The following is an 18,081-nucleotide window of genomic DNA, read 5'->3' as shown; positions in this document are numbered from 1 at the left end:
GCCCTCTTGCGCCAACCAATCCGAGCGCCGATGTTGGGTGCTGGGCAAACACAACAATCATGAGAATCCCGAACATGCATCCGCTTTCTGGTCAGATGACCATCGATCCCGTCACTGGTGGCCTCGTTCCTATCGTTATCGAACAGTCGAGCCGCGGCGAGCGCAGCTTCGACATCTATTCGCGGCTGCTGCGCGAGCGCATCGTCTTCGTGACCGGTGCGGTCGAGGATCATATGGCGTCGCTGATTACCGCCCAGCTCCTCTTCCTCGAGTCCGAGAACCCGAAGAAGGACATCTGGATGTACATCAACTCGCCGGGCGGCGTGGTGACCGCCGGCATGGCGATCCACGACACGATGCAGTATATCCGTCCGCGCGTCGGCACGGTGTGCATCGGCCAGGCGGCGTCGATGGGCAGCTTCCTGCTGGCATCGGGCGAACCGGGCCTGCGCGTGGCGCTCACCAATGCGCGGATCATGATCCACCAGCCTTCGGGCGGCGCCCAGGGCATGGCCTCGGACATCGAGATCCAGGCCAAGGAGATTCTCCGTATTCGCAAGTCGATGAACGACCTGTATGCGAAGTACACCGGTCAGCCGCTGGAAAGGATCGAGCGGGCGATGGACCGCGATACCTTCCTCGAGGCGAACGAGGCGAAGGAATTCGGCCTGATCGACGAAGTCTATGACAAGCGCCCGATGCCGAGCGAGGACTCGTCAGCGACCGCTTAACACTATAGCGGTAGTCCTGATCGGCCCGCATATCCGCCGAGCTCGGCGGAACCGTGTGTGGAGCGGGCCGATTTTGGATTGCCGGAAATCGGCCCGCGTGTAGGATGGCGGGCCGGAGTAACCGCGCCACGAGGCGCGAAGGATGGATTGAATGACCAAGCTCAGCGGCGGTGACTCGAAGAGCACGCTTTATTGCTCCTTCTGCGGCAAGTCGCAGCACGAGGTCCGCAAGCTCATCGCGGGACCGACAGTGTTCATCTGCGATGAATGCGTCGAGCTGTGCAATGACATCATCCGCGAGGAGACCAAGTCGAGCCTCGTCAGCAAGAAGGACGGTGGCGTTCCCACGCCGCAGGAGATCTGCGACGTGCTCGACGATTATGTGATCGGGCAGAAGCAGGCCAAGCGCGTGCTCTCGGTCGCGGTGCACAACCACTACAAGCGGCTCAACCACGGCGCCAAGGGCGCGGACGTCGAGCTCGCCAAGTCGAACATCCTGCTCGTCGGCCCCACCGGCTGCGGCAAGACGCTGCTGGCGCAGACGCTGGCGCGCATCCTCGACGTGCCCTTCACCATGGCGGACGCGACCACGCTCACCGAGGCGGGCTATGTCGGCGAGGATGTCGAGAACATCATCCTGAAGCTGCTCCAGGCGTCCGACTATAATGTCGAGCGGGCGCAGCGCGGCATCGTCTATATCGACGAGATCGACAAGATTTCGCGCAAGGCCGAGAATCCCTCGATCACGCGCGACGTGTCGGGCGAGGGCGTGCAGCAGGCGCTGCTCAAGCTGATGGAAGGCACCACCGCGTCGGTGCCCCCGCAGGGCGGCCGCAAGCATCCGCAGCAGGAGTTCCTCCAGGTCGATACGACCAACATCCTGTTCATCTGCGGTGGCGCTTTCTCGGGCCTCGAGAAGATCATCGGCGATCGCCTGCAGGGCAAGTCGATCGGTTTCGGCGCCTATGTGGCCGCTCCCGAGGAGCGGCGCACCGGCGAGCTGCTGCGCCAGACCGAGCCGGAGGATCTGCTCAAGTTCGGCCTGATCCCCGAATTCGTCGGCCGTTTGCCGGTGATCGCGACGCTGGAGGATCTCGACGTCACGGCGCTCATCAAGATCCTGACCGAGCCGAAGAACGCGCTGGTGAAGCAGTATCAGAAGCTGTTCGACATGGAGGCGGTGAAGCTCGGCTTCAACGAGGATGCGCTCGTCTCGATCTCGAAGAGGGCGATCGAGCGCAAGACCGGCGCGCGCGGACTTCGCTCGATCCTGGAAGGGATATTGCTCGACACGATGTTCGACCTGCCCAGCATGGACGGCGTCGACGAGGTGATGATCGACAAGGACGTGGTGGAGGGCCGCAAGGATCCGGTCCGCGTCTATGCCAAGAAGGAAAAGGCCGGCGGCGCCGCGTAACGCGCGCCGCCGAACCGGGCTCGGCTGAGGCAAGGCCGAGCCACGGCGAGCTGTCGCCCGATTTTGCTGAAAGCCGGGTCTTTGCGGAAATCGCGAAAGGTGCTCGCGCTTCCACGCCTGCGTATATTTCGATTCAATTCGCGCGCTCCGAGTTTCCAGACGGAGCCGGCGGTTAGCCGGCCTTGGAGGCGATCATGAAGATACTGATGCTGGGTGCCACAGGGCATGCCGGGGCGGTGGCGCTTCGGCTGGCGCTTGAGGATGCCCGGATCGAACAGGTCATCGCCCCGACGCGGCGGCCTCTCCCCGGTCACGCGAGACTGGTGAACCCGGTTGCGGCCGATCTTGATGCCCTGCTCCCGCAGGCCGCCGGCTGGACCGTGGATGCCGTCATCTGCGCGCTGGGGACCACGATCGGAAAGGCCGGATCGAAGGAGGCTTTTCGTCATGTGGGCTATGAACTGCCGCTGGCGTTCGCGAAGCTCGCCCACCGGAACGGCGCGGAGTCCTGCGCGCTGATCTCCTCTCCGGGGGCCTCGCTCTCCATACCCCTGTTCTACTGCCGGGTGAAAGGCGAGTTGGAGAGGGATATGGGCAATATCGGGTTCCGCTCGCTCACCATCGTCCGGCCGGGCATGATCGGCGGTCATCGCGCGGAATTCAGGCTCGCGGAACGGGTGGTGTTCCCTCTGGCGACGCTGCTCCGTCCGCTGCTGCCGCGTGGGCTTCGCATCAATCCGGTCGCCAACATCGCGAAGCGACTGGTGGAGTCGGTCGTCGCCTCGCGACCCGGACGATAGCAATTCTCACTATCGTCTTTGCTTCGCCCGTCTCGTCCGGACATCCCCGCCGCCGGGGCCGTCGCGGGCGTCACATGATCGTGTCGCGGGATCTCGTGTAAAGCCGGAACTTCCGGGCCGTTCGTGGGCCTGGTGAATGCTGCACCGCAAGATCGGCTTTTGTTGACCTGCGTCAAGGAGAGGCGCACGATAAGTCATACAAGAATCGGATAAGGGAGAGGTTCCTATGTCTGATGCAGTCATCCTTGAGGACGAAGATCCCCGCGAGTTCCACTCGCCGTTCGATCTTGCGCTGGACTGGGCCGCATTCGAAGCTTTCAAGTGGCTGGTGCTTGGTCACATCTTGTTTGTGATCGGCCTGGCACTGGTGCTCTATTTCCAGGTTCCCAATGGCGCCATCTGGGCGACTCCGCTTCTCGCCGCGCCCTTGGTCTGGAAAGGGCGACAGCACCGGCTCTGGGCGAAAGCGGCGGTGCTCCTGATCGGCTTCACGGCGGCGCATTATCTGGGCGTGCAGGCAGCGCTTGCGACGCACCGGCAGACGGGCCTGCTTCCCGAGCCTTCGCTGCTGGCGGGCTTTGCCGGGGGCGCGGTGGGAGCGGCGGCATCGCTAGGGCTGTGCGCGCTGTTCGGGCTGCTCCGATCCGGTGCGGCGACGCTCGTGTTCGCGGTGTTCGGCACCGTGCTGCTCGCCATGACTGGCAGCCTGACCGTCTATCTCTACCTGACGACCGGGGCCAGCGGCGAGACGCCGTTCGAGGCGCTGGTGCAGTTGCTCAAGATCTACACGCCTTGGCAGATCCTCTTCGCCTATGTGCTGGCGAAGGTGCTGAGGCCTGACGGCTAGGAAGCGCGGTTCGTTGCTCTTGGGCTCGGCTTGATTGACGGCACCGAACTGCGTGCGGAGCAGCTTTTCGTCCTTGGCGACGCGCATCCCGGTGCCGATCGTATAGAGCGGTACGCCGAGGCCGAACCAGCGCCAATGGCCGAACGCGAGCGCCATCGCCTCCAGCGCGGTCTGGCCGGCGGGTTCGGGGTGGATCAGGGCGATTATCTCATCTGATCCTCACCTGCTTCTGAAACGCCTCGACCGCTTCGGAACGCCGCAGCACGCGCGAATCGGGATCGATCACGACATGCGCCCCGGCGGGCACGTCCAGCGCCGCCGTGCCGCCGGGCATGGCGACCAGCCGGACCTTGCCGTCGACCTGCACTTCGATCGGCAGCGGGAAGGGCCTGTCGTTCGGCGTCTTCCATTTGAGCGACAGCGTGTCGCCGGTACGGGTTTCGATCAGTTCGGGAAGCGCGGCTTGCTTCAGATAGACGTCGAAGAACCAGTTCATGTCGGTGCCCGTCACCTGGTTGACGATGGCGATATATTCGGGCGTGGAGCTTAAGCGCGGCTTGAAGTTGCCGGGCTTGGGATCGGGGCGGCCATAGACGAGACGGCGCGTGACTTCGAAGAACTTGTCGTCGCCGATCAGGTTGCGTAGCGTGTGGAGCACCCAGGCGCCCTTGACGTAGATGTCCTGGCCGGGGCCGCCCTTCTCGTCCTCATAGACCTCCTCCTCGGTCAGGATCCGGCCCGAGACGATCGGCGCATGGTTGCGGATCTGGAGGCGGAACTCGTCCATCATGACGGCATAGCGGGCCTCGCCCTCGCGCCAGCGGCCGTAAAGCGGCTGCATGTACTGCGCATAGCCCTCGTGCAGCCAGTAATCGTCCCAATTGGCGGCCGACATCTGGTTGCCGAACCATTCATGGCCCAGCTCGTGCTGGAAGATCTCGTCGAACCCGCTCGGCGTCTTTCGGTAATTGTTGCCATAGGCGTTGATCGTCTGGTGCTCCATGCCGAGATGGGGCGTCTCGACCACGCCGACCTTCTCGTCATACCAGGGATAGGGACCGATCAGGCTCTCGTAGAAATCGAGCGTGGGCGCGAATTCCTGGAACAGCGCAGCCGCCTTGGCCTCGCGGCCGGGCAGATACCAATAGTTCATCGGAATCTTCGGCCCGAAGCGGCTGAGATAGACGCCCGACACTTCCTCATAGGGCGCGACGTCGATCGCCACCGAATAGGGATTCGGGCTGCGCGCCTTCCAGTGCCAGGTGGTGCGGCCGTCGGGCAGCGTGTCGATCTTCTGGAGCGTGCCGTTGGCGGGCGCCTTCAGCCCGGCGGGGACGGTGATGTGCAGATCGACCATGTCCGGCTCGCCCTTGGGGAAATCGAGGCACGGCCAGAACAGGTCGCAGCCATAGCCCTCGGCGGTGGTGGCGACCCAGGGCTTCTGCGTGCCGGGCGTCTTGGCCCAGACGAGGCCGTCGTCCCAGGGCGCGCGCACCGCGACGTGCGGCGTGCCGCCATAGACGATGCGGACGACCGCGCGGCCGCCGGCCTTGAGCGGACGGGGCAGGGCGATCGCCAGCCGGCCTTCGGGATTCGACCATTTGCCGGCGTCCAGCGCCTTGCCGTCGAGGCTCAGCGCGGAGACGGGCAGGTTCCTGTCGAGATCGATCAGGAGCCGAGTCTGGGGCTCGGACGTGGTGAGCGTGAGCGTCGCGGTGCCTTGCAGCCGGTTGGTGTCGGGAAAGACTTCGATCGCCAGATCGACATGCTCGAGATGCAGCGCGGCGCGCGCCGGATCGATCGGGCCGCCCGATGCCTGGGTGGTCGCGGTGATCGGCGGCTCGCCGCGCTTCTGGGCGAGCGCGGGGGAGGCGATAAGCGCCAGCATGCTGGCGGCGAGGAGCAGGCGAGGGGTGATAGGAGCCTCCTTCAGGCGGGTTCGATGGTGAAACGGTCCATGATGATGTGGAAATGCAGATGATTGTCGATCGGGTGCGCGGCCAAAACCGCCTGGGCCCGTGCCGCGAAGGGCGCAGCCGGCGTGGCACAGACCGGTGATCGGCGCGTTAATCCCATCCGACGATTGATGCCGCTGGCGCGTGCCCCATATATAGTGGAAACAAGGGCCCCGTCGGGCCGACCCGGAGTATCCATGAAGCAGTCCTACCCCGTCCTTCCGCTTCGCGACATCGTCGTCTTCCCGCATATGATCGTGCCGCTGTTCGTCGGCCGCGACAAGTCGGTCGCGGCGCTGGAAGCGGCGATGGCCGCCGACAAGGAGATTTTCCTCGTCGCGCAGCTCGATCCGGCCGAGGACGATCCCGGCCGCGAGGATCTGTATGATACCGGCGTTTCCGCCGAAGTGCTCCAGCTCCTGAAGCTGCCGGACGGCACCGTGCGCGTGCTGGTGGCCGGCAAGGAGCGCGGCATGCTCGATACGGTCGAGGAGACCGGCGCCTATCTCACCGCGACCGTCAGCCCGGTCGAGGAAGAGGAGATCGACGGTCCCGAGCTCCAGGCGCTGATGCGCTCGGTGGTCGACCAGTTCGAGAATTACGCCAAGCTCAACCGCAAGCTGCCGGCCGAGACCGCGGTGCAGCTCGCCGAGCTGGAGGACGCCTCGCGCCTGGCCGATGCGGTTGCCGCCAATATCGCCGTCAAGGTCGCCGACAAGCAGTCGCTGCTGGTCGAGAAGGATCCCCAGAAGCGCCTGGAAATGGTGTTCGCCTTCATGGAGGGCGAGCTGGGCGTGCTGCAGGTCGAGAAGAAGATCCGCAGCCGCGTGAAGCGCCAGATGGAGAAGACCCAGCGCGAATATTATCTGAATGAGCAGCTCAAGGCGATCCAGCGCGAGCTGGGCAATGAGGGCGAGGAAGGCGACGGCGACGAGATCGCCGAGCTGACCCAGAAGATCGCCACGCTCAAGCTCAGCAAGGAAGCCCGCACCAAGGCGCAGGGCGAGCTCAAGAAGCTCAAGACGATGGCGCCGATGTCCGCCGAGGCGACGGTGGTGCGCAATTATCTCGACGTGCTGCTGGGCCTGCCCTGGGGCAAGAAGTCGAAGCTGAAGAAGGATATCGCCGAGGCGCAGGCGGTGCTGGATCAGGATCATTATGCGCTGGAGAAGGTGAAGGACCGGATCGTCGAATATCTCGCGGTCCAGGCGCGCACCAACAAGCTGAAGGGGCCGATCCTGTGCCTCGTCGGCCCTCCCGGCGTGGGCAAGACCTCGCTCGGGAAGAGCATCGCCAAGGCGACGGGGCGCGAGTTCATCCGCCAGTCGCTGGGCGGCGTGCGCGACGAGGCCGAGATTCGCGGCCATCGCCGGACGTATATCGGCTCGCTGCCGGGCAAGATCGTGTCGAACCTGAAAAAGGCCGGCACCTCCAACCCGCTGTTCCTGCTCGACGAGATCGACAAGCTCGGCCAGGATTTCCGGGGCGATCCCGCCTCGGCGCTGCTGGAGGTGCTCGATCCGGAGCAGAACTCCAAGTTCAACGATCATTATCTGGAGATCGACATCGATCTTTCGGACGTGATGTTCGTGTGCACCGCGAACACGCTGAACCTGCCGCAGCCGTTGCTTGATCGCATGGAGATCATCCGTCTGGAGGGCTATACCGAGGACGAGAAGGTCGAGATCGCCGAGCGGCATCTGATCGCCAAGCAGATCGAGGCGCATGGGCTGAAGGAAGGCGAGTTCGTCCTCACCCATGAGGGCCTGCGCGCGCTGATCCAGAAATACACGCGTGAGGCCGGCGTCCGCACGCTGGAGCGCGAGATCGCCCGGCTTGCGCGCAAGGCGCTGCGGAAAATCCTGGAGGGCAAGGCCGAGAGCGTGACGATCACGCCCGACAATCTCGCCGAGTTCGCCGGCGTGCAGAAATATCGCCACGGCCTGGGCGAGGAGGAGAACCAGATCGGCGCGGTCACCGGGCTCGCCTGGACCGAAGTCGGCGGCGAGCTGCTGACGATCGAGAGCGTGACCGTGCAGGGCAAGGGCATGATAAAGACGACCGGCAAGCTCGGCGACGTGATGAAGGAATCGGTCGAGGCCGCGTTCAGCTTCGTCAAGGCGCGGGCGCCGACCTATGGCATCAAGCCGAGCCTGTTCCAGCGCAAGGACGTCCATGTCCATCTGCCCGAGGGCGCCGTTCCCAAGGACGGGCCGTCGGCGGGCATCGGCCTGGTGACGGCGATCGTCTCGACGATGACCGGGGTGCCGGTGCGCCGCGACATCGCGATGACCGGCGAAGTGACGCTGCGGGGCCGGGTGCTGCCGATCGGCGGGCTGAAGGAAAAGCTGCTTGCGGCGTTGCGGGGAGGCATCAAGACCGTCCTCATTCCCGACGAGAATGAGAAGGATCTGGCCGAGATTCCGGCGAACATCCGCGAGGGGCTGGAGATCATTCCAGTGAAACATGTCGACCAGGTGCTGCGGCTCGCGCTGACCGAGACGCTCACCGCGATCGACTGGAGCGATGCGGATGAACTCGCAGCGCAGCCGCCTGTGGGAGTCGCCCCGATCGGAGACGCCGTTCACCATTGATGAGGCATGATTGTTTCGCCGCACGGCGCTGAAAACCGGCTGAAAGGTTTTGACAGCGGCCGCTGGGCCGTGCTGACTGACACACCGGCTTTTGGCGCCGCGACTCAATCCATTGATGATATAGGACAAGGGGGAAACCACCAAGATGAATAAGCAGGAGCTGATCGGACAGGTTGCCGACACCTCGGGCCTGGCCAAAGGCGATGCCAGCAAGGCCGTGGAAGCTGTTTTCGACGCGATCTCGGCGGCGCTCAAAAAGGGTGACGAGGTTCGCCTGGTCGGCTTTGGGACTTTCTCGGTCAGCAAGCGCAAGGCGTCGACCGGCCGCAACCCCCGCACCGGCGAGGAAATGACGATCAAGGCGTCCAACCAGCCGAAGTTCAAGGCCGGCAAGGGCCTGAAGGATTCGGTCAACTGATCTGACGATTGCGGGTCTTCGAGGGGCTGGACAGCGCACCTCGCACAGCCTAAAGGCCCGCTTCCCGTTTCGGCTGAAGAGCCAGCCTCTGAAAAGGGGCGGGGGCGCGTAGCTCAGTGGTAGAGCACTGTGTTCACACCGCAGGGGTCGCAAGTTCAATCCTTGCCGCGCCCACCATGTAGAGAAGCCCGCCGGTCCTGAAGGATCGGCGGGCTTTTTCATATGCGGTGCGGGGGCGGACCTTGCCCCGCGTCCTCCACGCGCCTAGCCGCGCGGTCGAAGGAGATTCGACGGTGACGTGGGTTTGGGCGGGGGCGACTGTGTTGGCGGCCGGTTTCCAGGTCGGGCGCAATGCCCTCCAGCGCGGTATGATGTCGCAGACCGGGCCGTGGGGCGCCACGCTGGTCCGTTTCCTGTTCGGCCTCCCGTTTTCGCTGGTCTTCACGGCAATCGCGGTCGCGGTGACGCCCGATCTGCATCCGCAGTTCGGCGGGGCCTTCTGGTGGCCCGCGCTCACGGGCGCGCTGGCGCAGGTGATCGCCACCGCCGCGCTGCTGCTTGCCATGCACCATGCGGGCTTCGCGGTGGGCACGGCGCTCCAGCAAAGCTCGGTGCCGCTCGCGGCGATCGCGGGGCTGCTGGTGTTCAACGACAATCTGAGCGCGCTCGGCTGGGCGGGCGTGGCGGTGACGACCGCGGGGCTCGCGGTGCTGGTCTGGCCGCGCAGGATCGAGGGGGCGGCGCATCCGGTGCTGGGCGTGTCGCTCGGCATCGCCTCGGGACTGTGCTTCGGCTTCGCGCTCAACGCTTTTCGCCATGCCGGGCTGCATATGGAGCCGCAGCACCCCTTCTTCGCCGCGATGGCCAGCGTCGCGATCGTCCAGGCGGTGCAGGCGGCGGTGCTGACGCTGTATCTGGGCGTGCGCGATCCCGATGCATTGCGGGCGGTGATGGCCGGCTGGCGCCAGTCGCTCGGCGCAGGGCTGTTCGGGGCGCTGGCTTCTTCGGGGTGGTTCCTGGCGCTCAACCTGGCGCCAGCGGCGGCGGTGCGCTCGCTCGGCGTCATCGAGATGCCGATCGCGGCGCTGGCGGGGCACCGGCTGTTCCGCGAGGGGCTGACAGCGCGGCAGATCCTGGGCGTGTGCGCGGTCGCGGTCGGGGTGGCGATGACGGCGCGCTTCTAGCTGGCAATATCGCGAATCGCCTGCCACCGTGTCGGCATGATCCAGATGCTCGCACGATTCCTGCCCTGTCTCTTCGCTCTGCTGCTCGCGCCGTTGCCGGCCGAGGCACAGGCTCCGCATCCACTGCTGCTGGTCCCGGACCGCGTGTTCACCGCAGTCGACCGCGTCGCGCATTCCGGCTGGAAGGTGCTGGTCGAAGGCGACCGGATCGTCGCGGTCGGTCCCGATGTCGTGGCGCCGGCCGGCGCCGAGACGATCGCGCTGCCGGGAACCACGCTGCTTCCCGGCCTGATCGACCTGCACGTCCACCTGTTCCTCCATCCGTACAACGAGACGAGCTGGAACGACCAGGTGATGAAGGAGCCGTTGTCGCTGCGCACCGCTCGGGCGGTGGCGCATGCCCGTGCGACGCTGATGGCCGGCTTCACCACCGTTCGCGATCTCGGCACCGAAGGAGCGGGGGATGCTGATGCCGGCCTCAAGGCGGCGATCCAGCAGGGGATCGTGCCCGGTCCGCGGCTGCTGATCGCCAATCGCGCGCTGGTGGCGACCGGGGCCTATGGGCCGAAGGGCTATGCCTATGACGTGCCGCAGGGCGCGGAGGAGGTCAGCGGCGAGGGCGTGGTCGCGGCGGTGCGGCGCCAGATCGCGCACGGCGCCGACTGGGTGAAATTCTATGCCGATTATCGCTGGGGGCCCGGCGAGCCGAGCCGCGCCACCTTCAGCCTGGACGAGATGAAGGCCGGCGTCGCGGCGGCGCACGATGCCGGGCGCAAGGTCGCGGTCCATGCCAGCACGCCCGAGGGGATGCGCCGCGCGATCCTGGCGGGTGCCGATACGATCGAGCATGGCAATGACGGCACGCCTGAGATCTTCGCGCTGATGAAGGCGCATGGGACCGCCTTTTGCCCGACGCTCGCGGCGACCGAGGCGATCACGCGCTATGGCGGCTGGAACGGCGCGGCGCCTGAGCCCGAGGCGATTCGCGCCAAGCGCGCCAGCTACGCCGCGGCGATCCGGGCGGGGGTGACGCTGTGTGCCGGTGGCGATACCGGCGTGTTCGCGCATGGCGACAATGCGCGCGAGATCGAGCTGATGGCGGCATGGGGGCTTTCGCCGGTCGATGCGCTGCTGGTCGCGACTTCGGGCAATGCCCGCATCCTTGGGATGGAAGACCGGATCGGCGCCATAGCGGCGGGACGGGTCGCCGATCTGGTCGCGGTCGAGGGCGATCCGCTCGCGGATATTTCCGCGCTCCGAAGGGTCAGGCTGGTGGTCCGGAGCGGAGCTGTCGTCCACGCTCCCTGAGGGCGCGCCGATGGTGTTGCGCATCCGCAACATCGTCACTCATATGTCATTTTAGAGACTCTTAACTGTCTTCGAAATCGCGTTTTCCCGTCACGCAAGCCGCTTAGCCCAAGCGGCGAGGTCGACAGGGGGATGTCCGAGTCGATCCAGGGCGCTCGCCCGCACCCAACGACCGGAACGGAGACTTTATGGCCAGCTTCAAACGCCTCAGCCTTATCCTGGTGACCACCTGCGCGGGCGCCGCCCTGTCGGCGTGCGACGGCGCCAACGACATCGCCTCGCCGGGCAGCGGCGGCAATGTCATCATCAACAATCCGCCGGCGCCGACTCCGACGCCCACCCCGACCCCGACCCTGTCGCTGGTGACGCCCGCCGCAGGCTGCCCCTCGGTTCCGGCCGGCGCCAACGGCTTCGTCGATGCCGGCGTGACCCAGGCTACTCCGATCGGCTCGTGGCGCGTCTGCCAGCTTCCGGCGATGGTCAACAGGTCGATCACTCTGACCAAGATCCCGGGCCTGATCTATTCGATGAACGGCCGCGTCGATGTTGGTTGCGATGGCGGTATCGTCGCGCCGACCGCCGCCGCGCCGCGCACCAGCAGCACCGTTTCGTGCACCGCTGCCAACGGCATCACGCTGACAGGTGGCCAGCTCACCGCCGACACCAACGTCACGCTGACCATCGAGCCGGGCGTGATCGTCGCCGGCTACACCGGTACTTCGTGGCTGGCGGTCAATCGCGGCAACAAGATCAACGCCGTCGGTACCGCGTCGCAGCCGATCATCTTCACCAGCAAGGACAACGTCCTCGGCCTGAACAACGATTCGTCGTTCGGCCAGTGGGGCGGCGTCGTACTGATGGGTCGTGCCCGGGTCACCGACTGCACCACCGGTTCGGTCGCCGTTCTTCCGGCCCTCAGCACCTGCGAGCGCCAGACCGAAGGTTCGGCCGATGCGGCCACCTTCGGCGGTAACGAGGATGCCTATAACGCCGGTACGGTAAAATATGTGCAGATCCGCTATTCGGGTTATGTACTGGGCGCGAACACCGAGCTCCAGGCCCTCACGGCCGAAGGTGTCGGGACCGGCACCACGCTCGAATATGTCCAGAGCCACAACAGCTCGGACGACGGCATGGAGTTCTTCGGCGGTTCGGTGCGGTTCAAGCACTATATCGCCACCGGCGCAGACGACGACAGCCTCGACATCGATACCGGCCTGCAGGGCCTCTTCCAGTATGTCCTGCTGCTGCAGCGTCCCGGCCAGGGCGACGCGCTGATGGAAGTCGACAATACCGGCTTCGAAGCCGACACGCCGCGCCAGAACACCAAGGTGGTGAACTTCACGGCCGTCCAGGGCCAGGTCAGCAGCAACAACGAGGCCAACGATCTGGCCTCGATCCTGCTGCGCGGCAACGCCGACCTGACGCTTGCCGACGGTCTCGTCATCAGCCCGAACAACGAGTGCCTCCGCATGAACGGCACGGGCGCTACGCCCGCGACGCTGGTGGCGCGCTCGGTGGCGCTGCAGTGCAACACGGCCAAGTATCTGGGCGCTGGCAGCATCTCTGCCGCCCAGGTCGCGATGACCTTTGGCACGGGCACGAACGGCAACAACGATGCCTTCACGAACACGCTGACCGCGCTGTTCGTGAACGGCGCCAGCGAGACCGCGCTGGCGCCCTTCGACGCCAAGACGCTCGACACCTTCTTCGACACGACCACCTATGTGGGCGCGGTCAAGGATGCGACGGACAATTGGTACAAGGGTTGGACCTGCAATTCCGGCTATGCCCCGTTCGACGGCACGGGCAGCGATCGTAGCTGCACCTCGCTCCCGACGAACTGAGGCCCTGGCCTGACCTGACTTGGGGCGGGGCCTGCCATCCTGGCGGCGCCCCGCCCTCTTGGGATTTGAATTGGGGGTTACGATGACGAAGCCGTTGGGGCTTGCCAGCCTGTTGCTATTCACTTCCGCGCTCGTCGTGCCCGCCGTTGCGCGTGCCCAGACGATGCCTGCGACGCCCGAGCCCTCGGCTCCGACGCCGGATCCGGCCACCGCGGCCGGCGAACCCCAGGACCAGGCCGTGGCGGTTCCGCAGGACCAGGCCGCTCCGGCCCAGGAACAGGAAGAGGCGCCCGACGTCTCCATTCCTGGCGGCAACGACATCGTCGTCATCGGCCGCCATGTGAACATCACCCGCGATACACCGCAGGTGGTCTCGGTGCTCTCCACCGCCGATATCGCGCGGACCGGCGACGGCAATATCGCCGGCGCATTGAGCCGGGTGACGGGCCTCAGCGTGGTCGGCAACGGCTATGTCTATGTCCGCGGCCTGGGCGACCGCTATTCGCTCGCGCTGCTCAACGGCTCTCCGTTGCCGAGCCCCGAGCCGCTCAAACGCGTCGTCCCGCTCGACATTTTCCCGACCAACGTCGTTTCCTCGTCGCTGGTGCAGAAGAGCTATTCGGTCAATTATCCCGGCGAGTTCGGCGGCGGCGTCATCAACCTGACGACCAATTCGCTGCCGAAGGAAAGCTTCCTCACCGTCAGCGGCGGCGTCGGCGCGAACACCTTCACGACCGGTAATTTCGGCTATGTCTATGCCGGCGGCGGCAAGGACTGGACCGGCTTTGACGACGGCACGCGTAATTACGCGCCGGCGCTCGCCGCCTTCTTCGGAAGCGGGAACCGGATCAGCTCGGGCAATGTCGATACCCAGGCGATCGCCGGGCAGCTCGTCAACGGCAACAACGCGCTTGTCCAGAAGCAGGATAGGATCGGTCCGAACTGGTCGGTCACTGCTTCCGGCGGCGCCACCGCCGAGGACGTTGCGGGCGCCACGCTCGGCGTGATCGCCACGCTTGGCTATTCGAACCGGTGGACCACGCGCGACACCACCCAGCAGACCTCGCTGACGCCCGACCTGTCGCAGCTCGAGAGCGATTTCGAGCGCGTCTCGACCGATGATCGCATCGTCGTCAACGGCCTGCTAGGCTTGGGCCTCGAGTTCGGCGACAGCAAGATTCGCTGGACCAATCTCTATGTCCGCGACACGCTCAAGCGTGCCCGTCTGAGCATGGGCCAGCGTGGCGGCACCGACGTCGATTTCCTGCAGCAGGACACGGCATGGTACGAGCGCCAGCTCATCGATACCCAGCTCGCCGCCGAGCTGAAGCTCGCTCCGCAATGGAGCCTTGATCTGCGCGGCGGCTATGCCAATTCGAAGCGCAAGGCGCCGGACGAACTCGCGTTCGAATATGTCCGAACCAATGCCGTGGTCGATCCCTATGGCGCGTATTTCGTCAATCGCCTGAACAACGGCAATGGCGGCGATGCGACGGTCAGCTACTCCGACCTCAACGAGGATCTGTGGTCCGGCGGTGCCGACCTCACGTTCCGCGCGACTCAGGGGCTGAGCCTCTCGGCCGGCTATGCCTATCTGAACCAGAAGCGTTTCAGCTCGCGCCGCGACTTCCAGTTCACCGCGCCGAGCGATTTCCCCGGCGGCGTCTCGATGCTGCGTCCCGATCTGCTGCTCGGCACCGCGATCATCGATTATTACAACATCGCGCTGATCGAGACGAACGAAGGCGCTCCGGCGTTCGACGCGAAGCTGGTCAATCACGCCGGTTATGGCCGGATCAGTTACCAGATCACGCCCGAAATATCGCTCGATGCCGGTGTCCGCTACGAGACGGCGAAGGAAACCGTCACGCCGGCCGAGGTATTCAACACGCCCGGTTCCAGCACCGCGACGACCAATCTCGACAATGACTATTGGCTGCCCGCGGCGACGCTGACCTGGCAGTTCCAGCAGGACATGCAGGTGCGGCTCAACGCATCGAAGACCATTGCGCGGCCGCAATTCCGCGAACTGGTCTATCAGTTCTATTTCGATCCGGACACCAATCGCCAGTATCGTGGCAATCCCTTCCTGAAGGACAGCAAGCTGTTCAACGCGGAAGCGCGCTACGAATGGTATTTCGCGCCGGACCAGCGCTTCGCCCTGGCGGGCTTCTACAAGCGGATCGACAATCCGATCGAGACCTTCATCTCGGGTAGCGATTTCGTCACCAGCTTCGCCAATGCGCCCAAGGCCGATCTGTATGGTGCGGAAGCCGAGATCCAGAAGAAGTTCCCGATCTCGAGCTGGGTCGATGGGAGATTCTTCGCGGATCGCAACCTGATCGCGATCGCCAACTATACCTACACGCATTCGAAGCTGAAGGTGAACGCGGACGATCCCGTCGCGGTGTTCGCCTCCTCCTCGACGCTGGCGACGGACTTCTTCCGCGACGGGGCGCCGCTCACGGGGCAGTCGGACCATCTGGCCAATCTCCAGCTCGGCATGGAGCAGACCAGCAAGCTCTCGCAACAGACGCTCATCCTCTCCTATGCGAGCAAGCGCGTGACGAGCCGCGGCTTGGCCAACCAGAACCAGCCGGACGTCTATGAATATCCGGGTTTCAATCTGGATTTCGTGGTGCGGCAGGGTATCTCGGTGGTGGGCAAGGATGTCGACCTGAAGTTAGAAGCGCGCAACATCACGAACCGGAAGTACAAGGAAACCCAGTCCAACGGCGAGAATACGGTGATCTACAACCGCTATTCGTGGGGCACGACCTTCAACTTCTCGATCTCGATGACCTTCTGATCGCCGGCGGGTGACCGCCGGCTGTCGAAGCAAAAAGGGGGAACAGGGCGTGATCCGGTGCAGCCGGGTCACGCTCGAATCATATCGGGGGCACGGCATCGGCGGCGCGGCCGGTGCGTTGCCTTGATCGGCTTCACCAGCCCCAGGGGCGTTCGCGGAACCACTGGGTGACGACATATTTCGTGCCCGCGCGCACCTTCATCGCGTGGTGGATGGTCGAGGGATTGCAGCTTCCGTCGGGCCGCAGATTGGACCAGGCGAGCAGCTTGCCGACCTCGGGCTGGACGATCTTGTCGATCGCCTTGAACCGCGTCGCGCCGCCAGCCTCGACTTCGTTCAGATAGAGCATCACCGTCCAGGTGCGCTGACCGGCGATGCTGCAATATTTCTCGAAATCGGCGCCGTTCGGCTCGAAATAGTCGGTGTGCGCCTTGAACTCCTGGCCGACCGCATAGCGCTGCCCCTGCATCGGCTCGCCGCGGACAGGATCCAGGCCGGTGAGGGCGATGATCCGGCGCTTGAGCTCGGCCACCGGCGCAAGCTCGGGATCGAAGTCGCAGGTCTCGCTGGTGCGGAAGGCATAGTCGCCATTGGGATCGGCGATCGTCGAGGGGCGGCGCTGCGAATCGATCTGCCGCATCAGCGCCTCGCAGAGCTCGGGATCGAGGAAGTTCCGGGCGATGAAGAGCGACAGCTTGGGGCTGGGAACCCGCTGCACGCCCGGCTGGCGCAGGAGGTGCTCGATCACGGGCTCGGGCGGGTTTCCCGAGCCGAGATTCGGCACCGGGGGCGGGGCGCTGGCGGCGGCTTGTTGCATGGGCGCCTTGTGCCAAATCCGGGGCTGCGTTTCCAGCATGGGTGCGAATGACATCAAAGTGTCATGTCAATGCAAGGCAGGTGTCATATCCTGTGCCTAGCCGTTTCGCGTCCGCAGAATGGGGGACATCATGAACCCGTTGGCCGAAGCACTTGTAGCAGGATCGTCGCCGCCCAAGGCAGCGGCGCGCGCGGCCATGGCCGGATCGGGCGAGGCATTGCATTCCCTCCTGTCCGAAGCGGCGCGCAGGCGCGCCTCGCACGTCCATGTCGAGCCGAGCGACGCGGGCGCAGGCATCGCGCTCAGGATCGGTGGACAGATCGCCGATGGCGGCATGCTCTCGCCCGAGGCGTTCGGCGCGTTGGTCGCCGAGGCGGTGGCGAGCGCCGATCTCGATCCCGGCAGCGGCCAGGCGCAGCACGGAAGCCTGCAAGGCGCGGGCAGCGGCGCGACGGTGGCGATACTTCCGGTAGCGGCCGGCCTGTCGCTGACGTTCAAGCTCGATACCGGCGAGCGGCGCGACCGGCGGCTGGAGGCGCTGGGCATGCGCCCGGCGCTGGTCGCCGCGCTGCGGCCGGCGCTGGGCAAAGGCGGGCTGGTGCTGGTGGCGGGGCCGCCGGAATCGGGGCGGAGCACGACGCTGCGCGCGCTGCTCGACCATATGGCGGGCAAGGCGCGGCGGCTGATGACGGCGGAGCAATCGGCCGGACCCGCCGTTCCCGGCGCGACCCAGGTCGAAGCGACCGCCGACTGCTCGATGGCCGACATCGTCCGCGCCGCCGTGCGCCATGACGTGGACGTCGTGATGGTGGACATGCTGCACGACCGCGTATCGGCCGCCGCTGCCGTCGAGGCGGCGCAGGCGGGGCTGCTGGTGCTCGCCGCGGTTCCGGCGGCGGATGCGGTGGGGGCGATTCGGCAGATGCGCGAGTGGCGAATCGAGCCCTTCCATCTCGCCTCGACGCTGAACGCGGTGCTGGCGCAGCGGCTCGTCCTGCGGCTGTGCCCCGAATGCTGCGAGCCGGTGCAGGCGCAGGGATCGGTATCGGCGCTGCTGGGATTCGATCGCGGGGCGATCGTCCATGCGCCGGGTGGCTGCGCGGCGTGCGATCATAGCGGCTATGCCGGGCAAATCGCCGTGTTCGAAGCGATCCATGCCGATCCGGCGATGCGCCGGCTGATCAATGACGGCGGCGACGAATCGATCCTGGCGCGCCATGCCTATCTCAGCGCGCCGAACCTCGGATCGGCGGCGCGCGCCCTGGTGAGGGAGGGCATCACGACGCCGGACGAGGCCGTCCGGCTCTCGCGAAATTGAGTGTCGGCAATTATCTTGCGCTTCGGCGCAGCCGCC

General features: G+C 65.5%; 15 protein-coding genes and 1 tRNA gene. 14 read left to right on the top strand and 2 right to left on the bottom strand.

Annotation, left to right across the window (positions count from 1 at the left end):
* Positions 1-95 precede the first annotated feature (95 nt).
* From clpP to HB724_RS05940, 5 genes are all read left to right on the top strand, one after another.
* Complete coding sequence (gene clpP / locus HB724_RS05960; RefSeq protein WP_213979989.1) at positions 96-731, top strand: ATP-dependent Clp endopeptidase proteolytic subunit ClpP; 636 nt, start codon at positions 96-98, stop codon at positions 729-731.
* Positions 732-882: 151 nt separating this feature from the next.
* The gene (clpX, locus tag HB724_RS05955) at positions 883-2,148 is read left to right on the top strand and encodes an ATP-dependent Clp protease ATP-binding subunit ClpX (RefSeq protein WP_213979988.1); all 1,266 of its coding nucleotides are present in this window, start codon (positions 883-885) and stop codon (positions 2,146-2,148) included.
* A gap of 194 nt (positions 2,149-2,342) precedes the next feature.
* Complete coding sequence (locus HB724_RS05950) at positions 2,343-2,948, top strand: NAD-dependent dehydratase (RefSeq protein WP_213979987.1); 606 nt, start codon at positions 2,343-2,345, stop codon at positions 2,946-2,948.
* A 226-nt stretch (positions 2,949-3,174) separates the two neighbouring features.
* A complete protein-coding gene (locus HB724_RS05945) occupies positions 3,175-3,795 on the top strand; it encodes a hypothetical protein (RefSeq protein WP_213979986.1) in 621 nt (206 codons plus the stop codon).
* A 30-nt stretch (positions 3,796-3,825) separates the two neighbouring features.
* Positions 3,826-4,011 carry a hypothetical protein gene (locus HB724_RS05940; RefSeq protein ID WP_213979985.1) on the top strand — a complete coding sequence of 62 codons (186 nt, stop codon included), beginning with the start codon at positions 3,826-3,828 and terminating at the stop codon, positions 4,009-4,011.
* Here the strand turns inward: HB724_RS05940 and HB724_RS05935 are convergent.
* Entirely contained in the window at positions 4,004-5,683 is a 1,680-nt protein-coding gene (locus HB724_RS05935; RefSeq protein WP_213979984.1) for a M1 family metallopeptidase, read from the bottom strand. The two genes, HB724_RS05940 and HB724_RS05935, sit on opposite strands and share 8 nt — an antisense overlap.
* Positions 5,684-5,947: 264 nt before the next feature.
* Here HB724_RS05935 and lon point away from each other — a divergent pair, with 264 nt between their 5' ends.
* The 8 genes from lon (at position 5,948) to HB724_RS05895 (ending at position 15,910) form a co-directional block, all read left to right on the top strand.
* A complete protein-coding gene (gene lon / locus HB724_RS05930; RefSeq protein WP_213979983.1) occupies positions 5,948-8,344 on the top strand; it encodes an endopeptidase La in 2,397 nt (798 codons plus the stop codon).
* 6 nt (positions 8,345-8,350) lie between these two features.
* Positions 8,351-8,497, top strand: a complete 147-nt coding sequence (locus tag HB724_RS05925; protein ID WP_213979982.1) for a hypothetical protein — start codon at positions 8,351-8,353, stop codon at positions 8,495-8,497.
* On the top strand, positions 8,490-8,762 hold the full coding sequence (locus HB724_RS05920; protein WP_213979981.1) for an HU family DNA-binding protein: 273 nt from the start codon (positions 8,490-8,492) through the stop codon (positions 8,760-8,762). The genes HB724_RS05925 and HB724_RS05920 overlap by 8 nt, the downstream gene beginning before the upstream one ends.
* A 102-nt stretch (positions 8,763-8,864) precedes the next feature.
* Positions 8,865-8,939, top strand: a tRNA-Val gene (locus HB724_RS05915).
* Positions 8,940-9,055: 116 nt separating this feature from the next.
* Complete coding sequence (locus HB724_RS05910; protein ID WP_213979980.1) at positions 9,056-9,946, top strand: DMT family transporter; 891 nt, start codon at positions 9,056-9,058, stop codon at positions 9,944-9,946.
* Positions 9,947-9,991: 45 nt separating this feature from the next.
* Positions 9,992-11,254 carry an amidohydrolase family protein gene (locus HB724_RS05905; RefSeq protein ID WP_213980016.1) on the top strand — a complete coding sequence of 421 codons (1,263 nt, stop codon included), beginning with the start codon at positions 9,992-9,994 and terminating at the stop codon, positions 11,252-11,254.
* Between the two features lie 188 nt (positions 11,255-11,442).
* On the top strand, positions 11,443-13,101 hold the full coding sequence (locus HB724_RS05900; protein ID WP_213979979.1) for a hypothetical protein: 1,659 nt from the start codon (positions 11,443-11,445) through the stop codon (positions 13,099-13,101).
* A gap of 82 nt (positions 13,102-13,183) precedes the next feature.
* A complete protein-coding gene (locus HB724_RS05895; protein WP_213979978.1) occupies positions 13,184-15,910 on the top strand; it encodes a TonB-dependent receptor in 2,727 nt (908 codons plus the stop codon).
* A gap of 133 nt (positions 15,911-16,043) precedes the next feature.
* On the opposite strand, the gene HB724_RS05890 is transcribed toward HB724_RS05895, so the two are convergent.
* Positions 16,044-16,727 carry a 2OG-Fe(II) oxygenase gene (locus HB724_RS05890; RefSeq protein ID WP_213979977.1) on the bottom strand — a complete coding sequence of 228 codons (684 nt, stop codon included), beginning with the start codon at positions 16,725-16,727 and terminating at the stop codon, positions 16,044-16,046.
* A gap of 130 nt (positions 16,728-16,857) precedes the next feature.
* Here HB724_RS05890 and HB724_RS05885 point away from each other — a divergent pair, with 130 nt between their 5' ends.
* Positions 16,858-18,045: an ATPase, T2SS/T4P/T4SS family gene (locus HB724_RS05885; protein WP_213979976.1), complete on the top strand. Its 1,188-nt coding sequence runs from the start codon at positions 16,858-16,860 to the stop codon at positions 18,043-18,045.
* The last annotated feature ends 36 nt before the right edge of the window (positions 18,046-18,081 follow it).

This window comes from Sphingomonas sp. dw_22 (genome assembly GCF_018449795.1).
In the GTDB taxonomy this organism is placed as follows: domain Bacteria; phylum Pseudomonadota; class Alphaproteobacteria; order Sphingomonadales; family Sphingomonadaceae; genus Sphingomonas.
Note: the sequence above shows the minus strand (reverse complement) of the source record. Positions and strands in the feature narration are given on the sequence as shown.

What these genes read in the sequence shown, in the direction of transcription:
- clpP (WP_213979989.1), top strand. Translation starts at nt 96, where the DNA reads ATGACCATCGATCCCGTCACTGGTGGCCTCGTTCCTATCGTTATCGAA.
- clpX (WP_213979988.1), top strand. Translation starts at nt 883, where the DNA reads ATGACCAAGCTCAGCGGCGGTGACTCGAAGAGCACGCTTTATTGCTCC.
- HB724_RS05950 (WP_213979987.1), top strand. Translation starts at nt 2,343, where the DNA reads ATGAAGATACTGATGCTGGGTGCCACAGGGCATGCCGGGGCGGTGGCG.
- HB724_RS05945 (WP_213979986.1), top strand. Translation starts at nt 3,175, where the DNA reads ATGTCTGATGCAGTCATCCTTGAGGACGAAGATCCCCGCGAGTTCCAC.
- HB724_RS05935 (WP_213979984.1), bottom strand. Translation starts at nt 5,683, where the DNA reads ATGCTGGCGCTTATCGCCTCCCCCGCGCTCGCCCAGAAGCGCGGCGAG.
- lon (WP_213979983.1), top strand. Translation starts at nt 5,948, where the DNA reads ATGAAGCAGTCCTACCCCGTCCTTCCGCTTCGCGACATCGTCGTCTTC.
- HB724_RS05925 (WP_213979982.1), top strand. Translation starts at nt 8,351, where the DNA reads ATGATTGTTTCGCCGCACGGCGCTGAAAACCGGCTGAAAGGTTTTGAC.
- HB724_RS05920 (WP_213979981.1), top strand. Translation starts at nt 8,490, where the DNA reads ATGAATAAGCAGGAGCTGATCGGACAGGTTGCCGACACCTCGGGCCTG.
- HB724_RS05905 (WP_213980016.1), top strand. Translation starts at nt 9,992, where the DNA reads ATGCTCGCACGATTCCTGCCCTGTCTCTTCGCTCTGCTGCTCGCGCCG.
- HB724_RS05900 (WP_213979979.1), top strand. Translation starts at nt 11,443, where the DNA reads ATGGCCAGCTTCAAACGCCTCAGCCTTATCCTGGTGACCACCTGCGCG.
- HB724_RS05895 (WP_213979978.1), top strand. Translation starts at nt 13,184, where the DNA reads ATGACGAAGCCGTTGGGGCTTGCCAGCCTGTTGCTATTCACTTCCGCG.
- HB724_RS05890 (WP_213979977.1), bottom strand. Translation starts at nt 16,727, where the DNA reads ATGCAACAAGCCGCCGCCAGCGCCCCGCCCCCGGTGCCGAATCTCGGC.
- HB724_RS05885 (WP_213979976.1), top strand. Translation starts at nt 16,858, where the DNA reads ATGAACCCGTTGGCCGAAGCACTTGTAGCAGGATCGTCGCCGCCCAAG.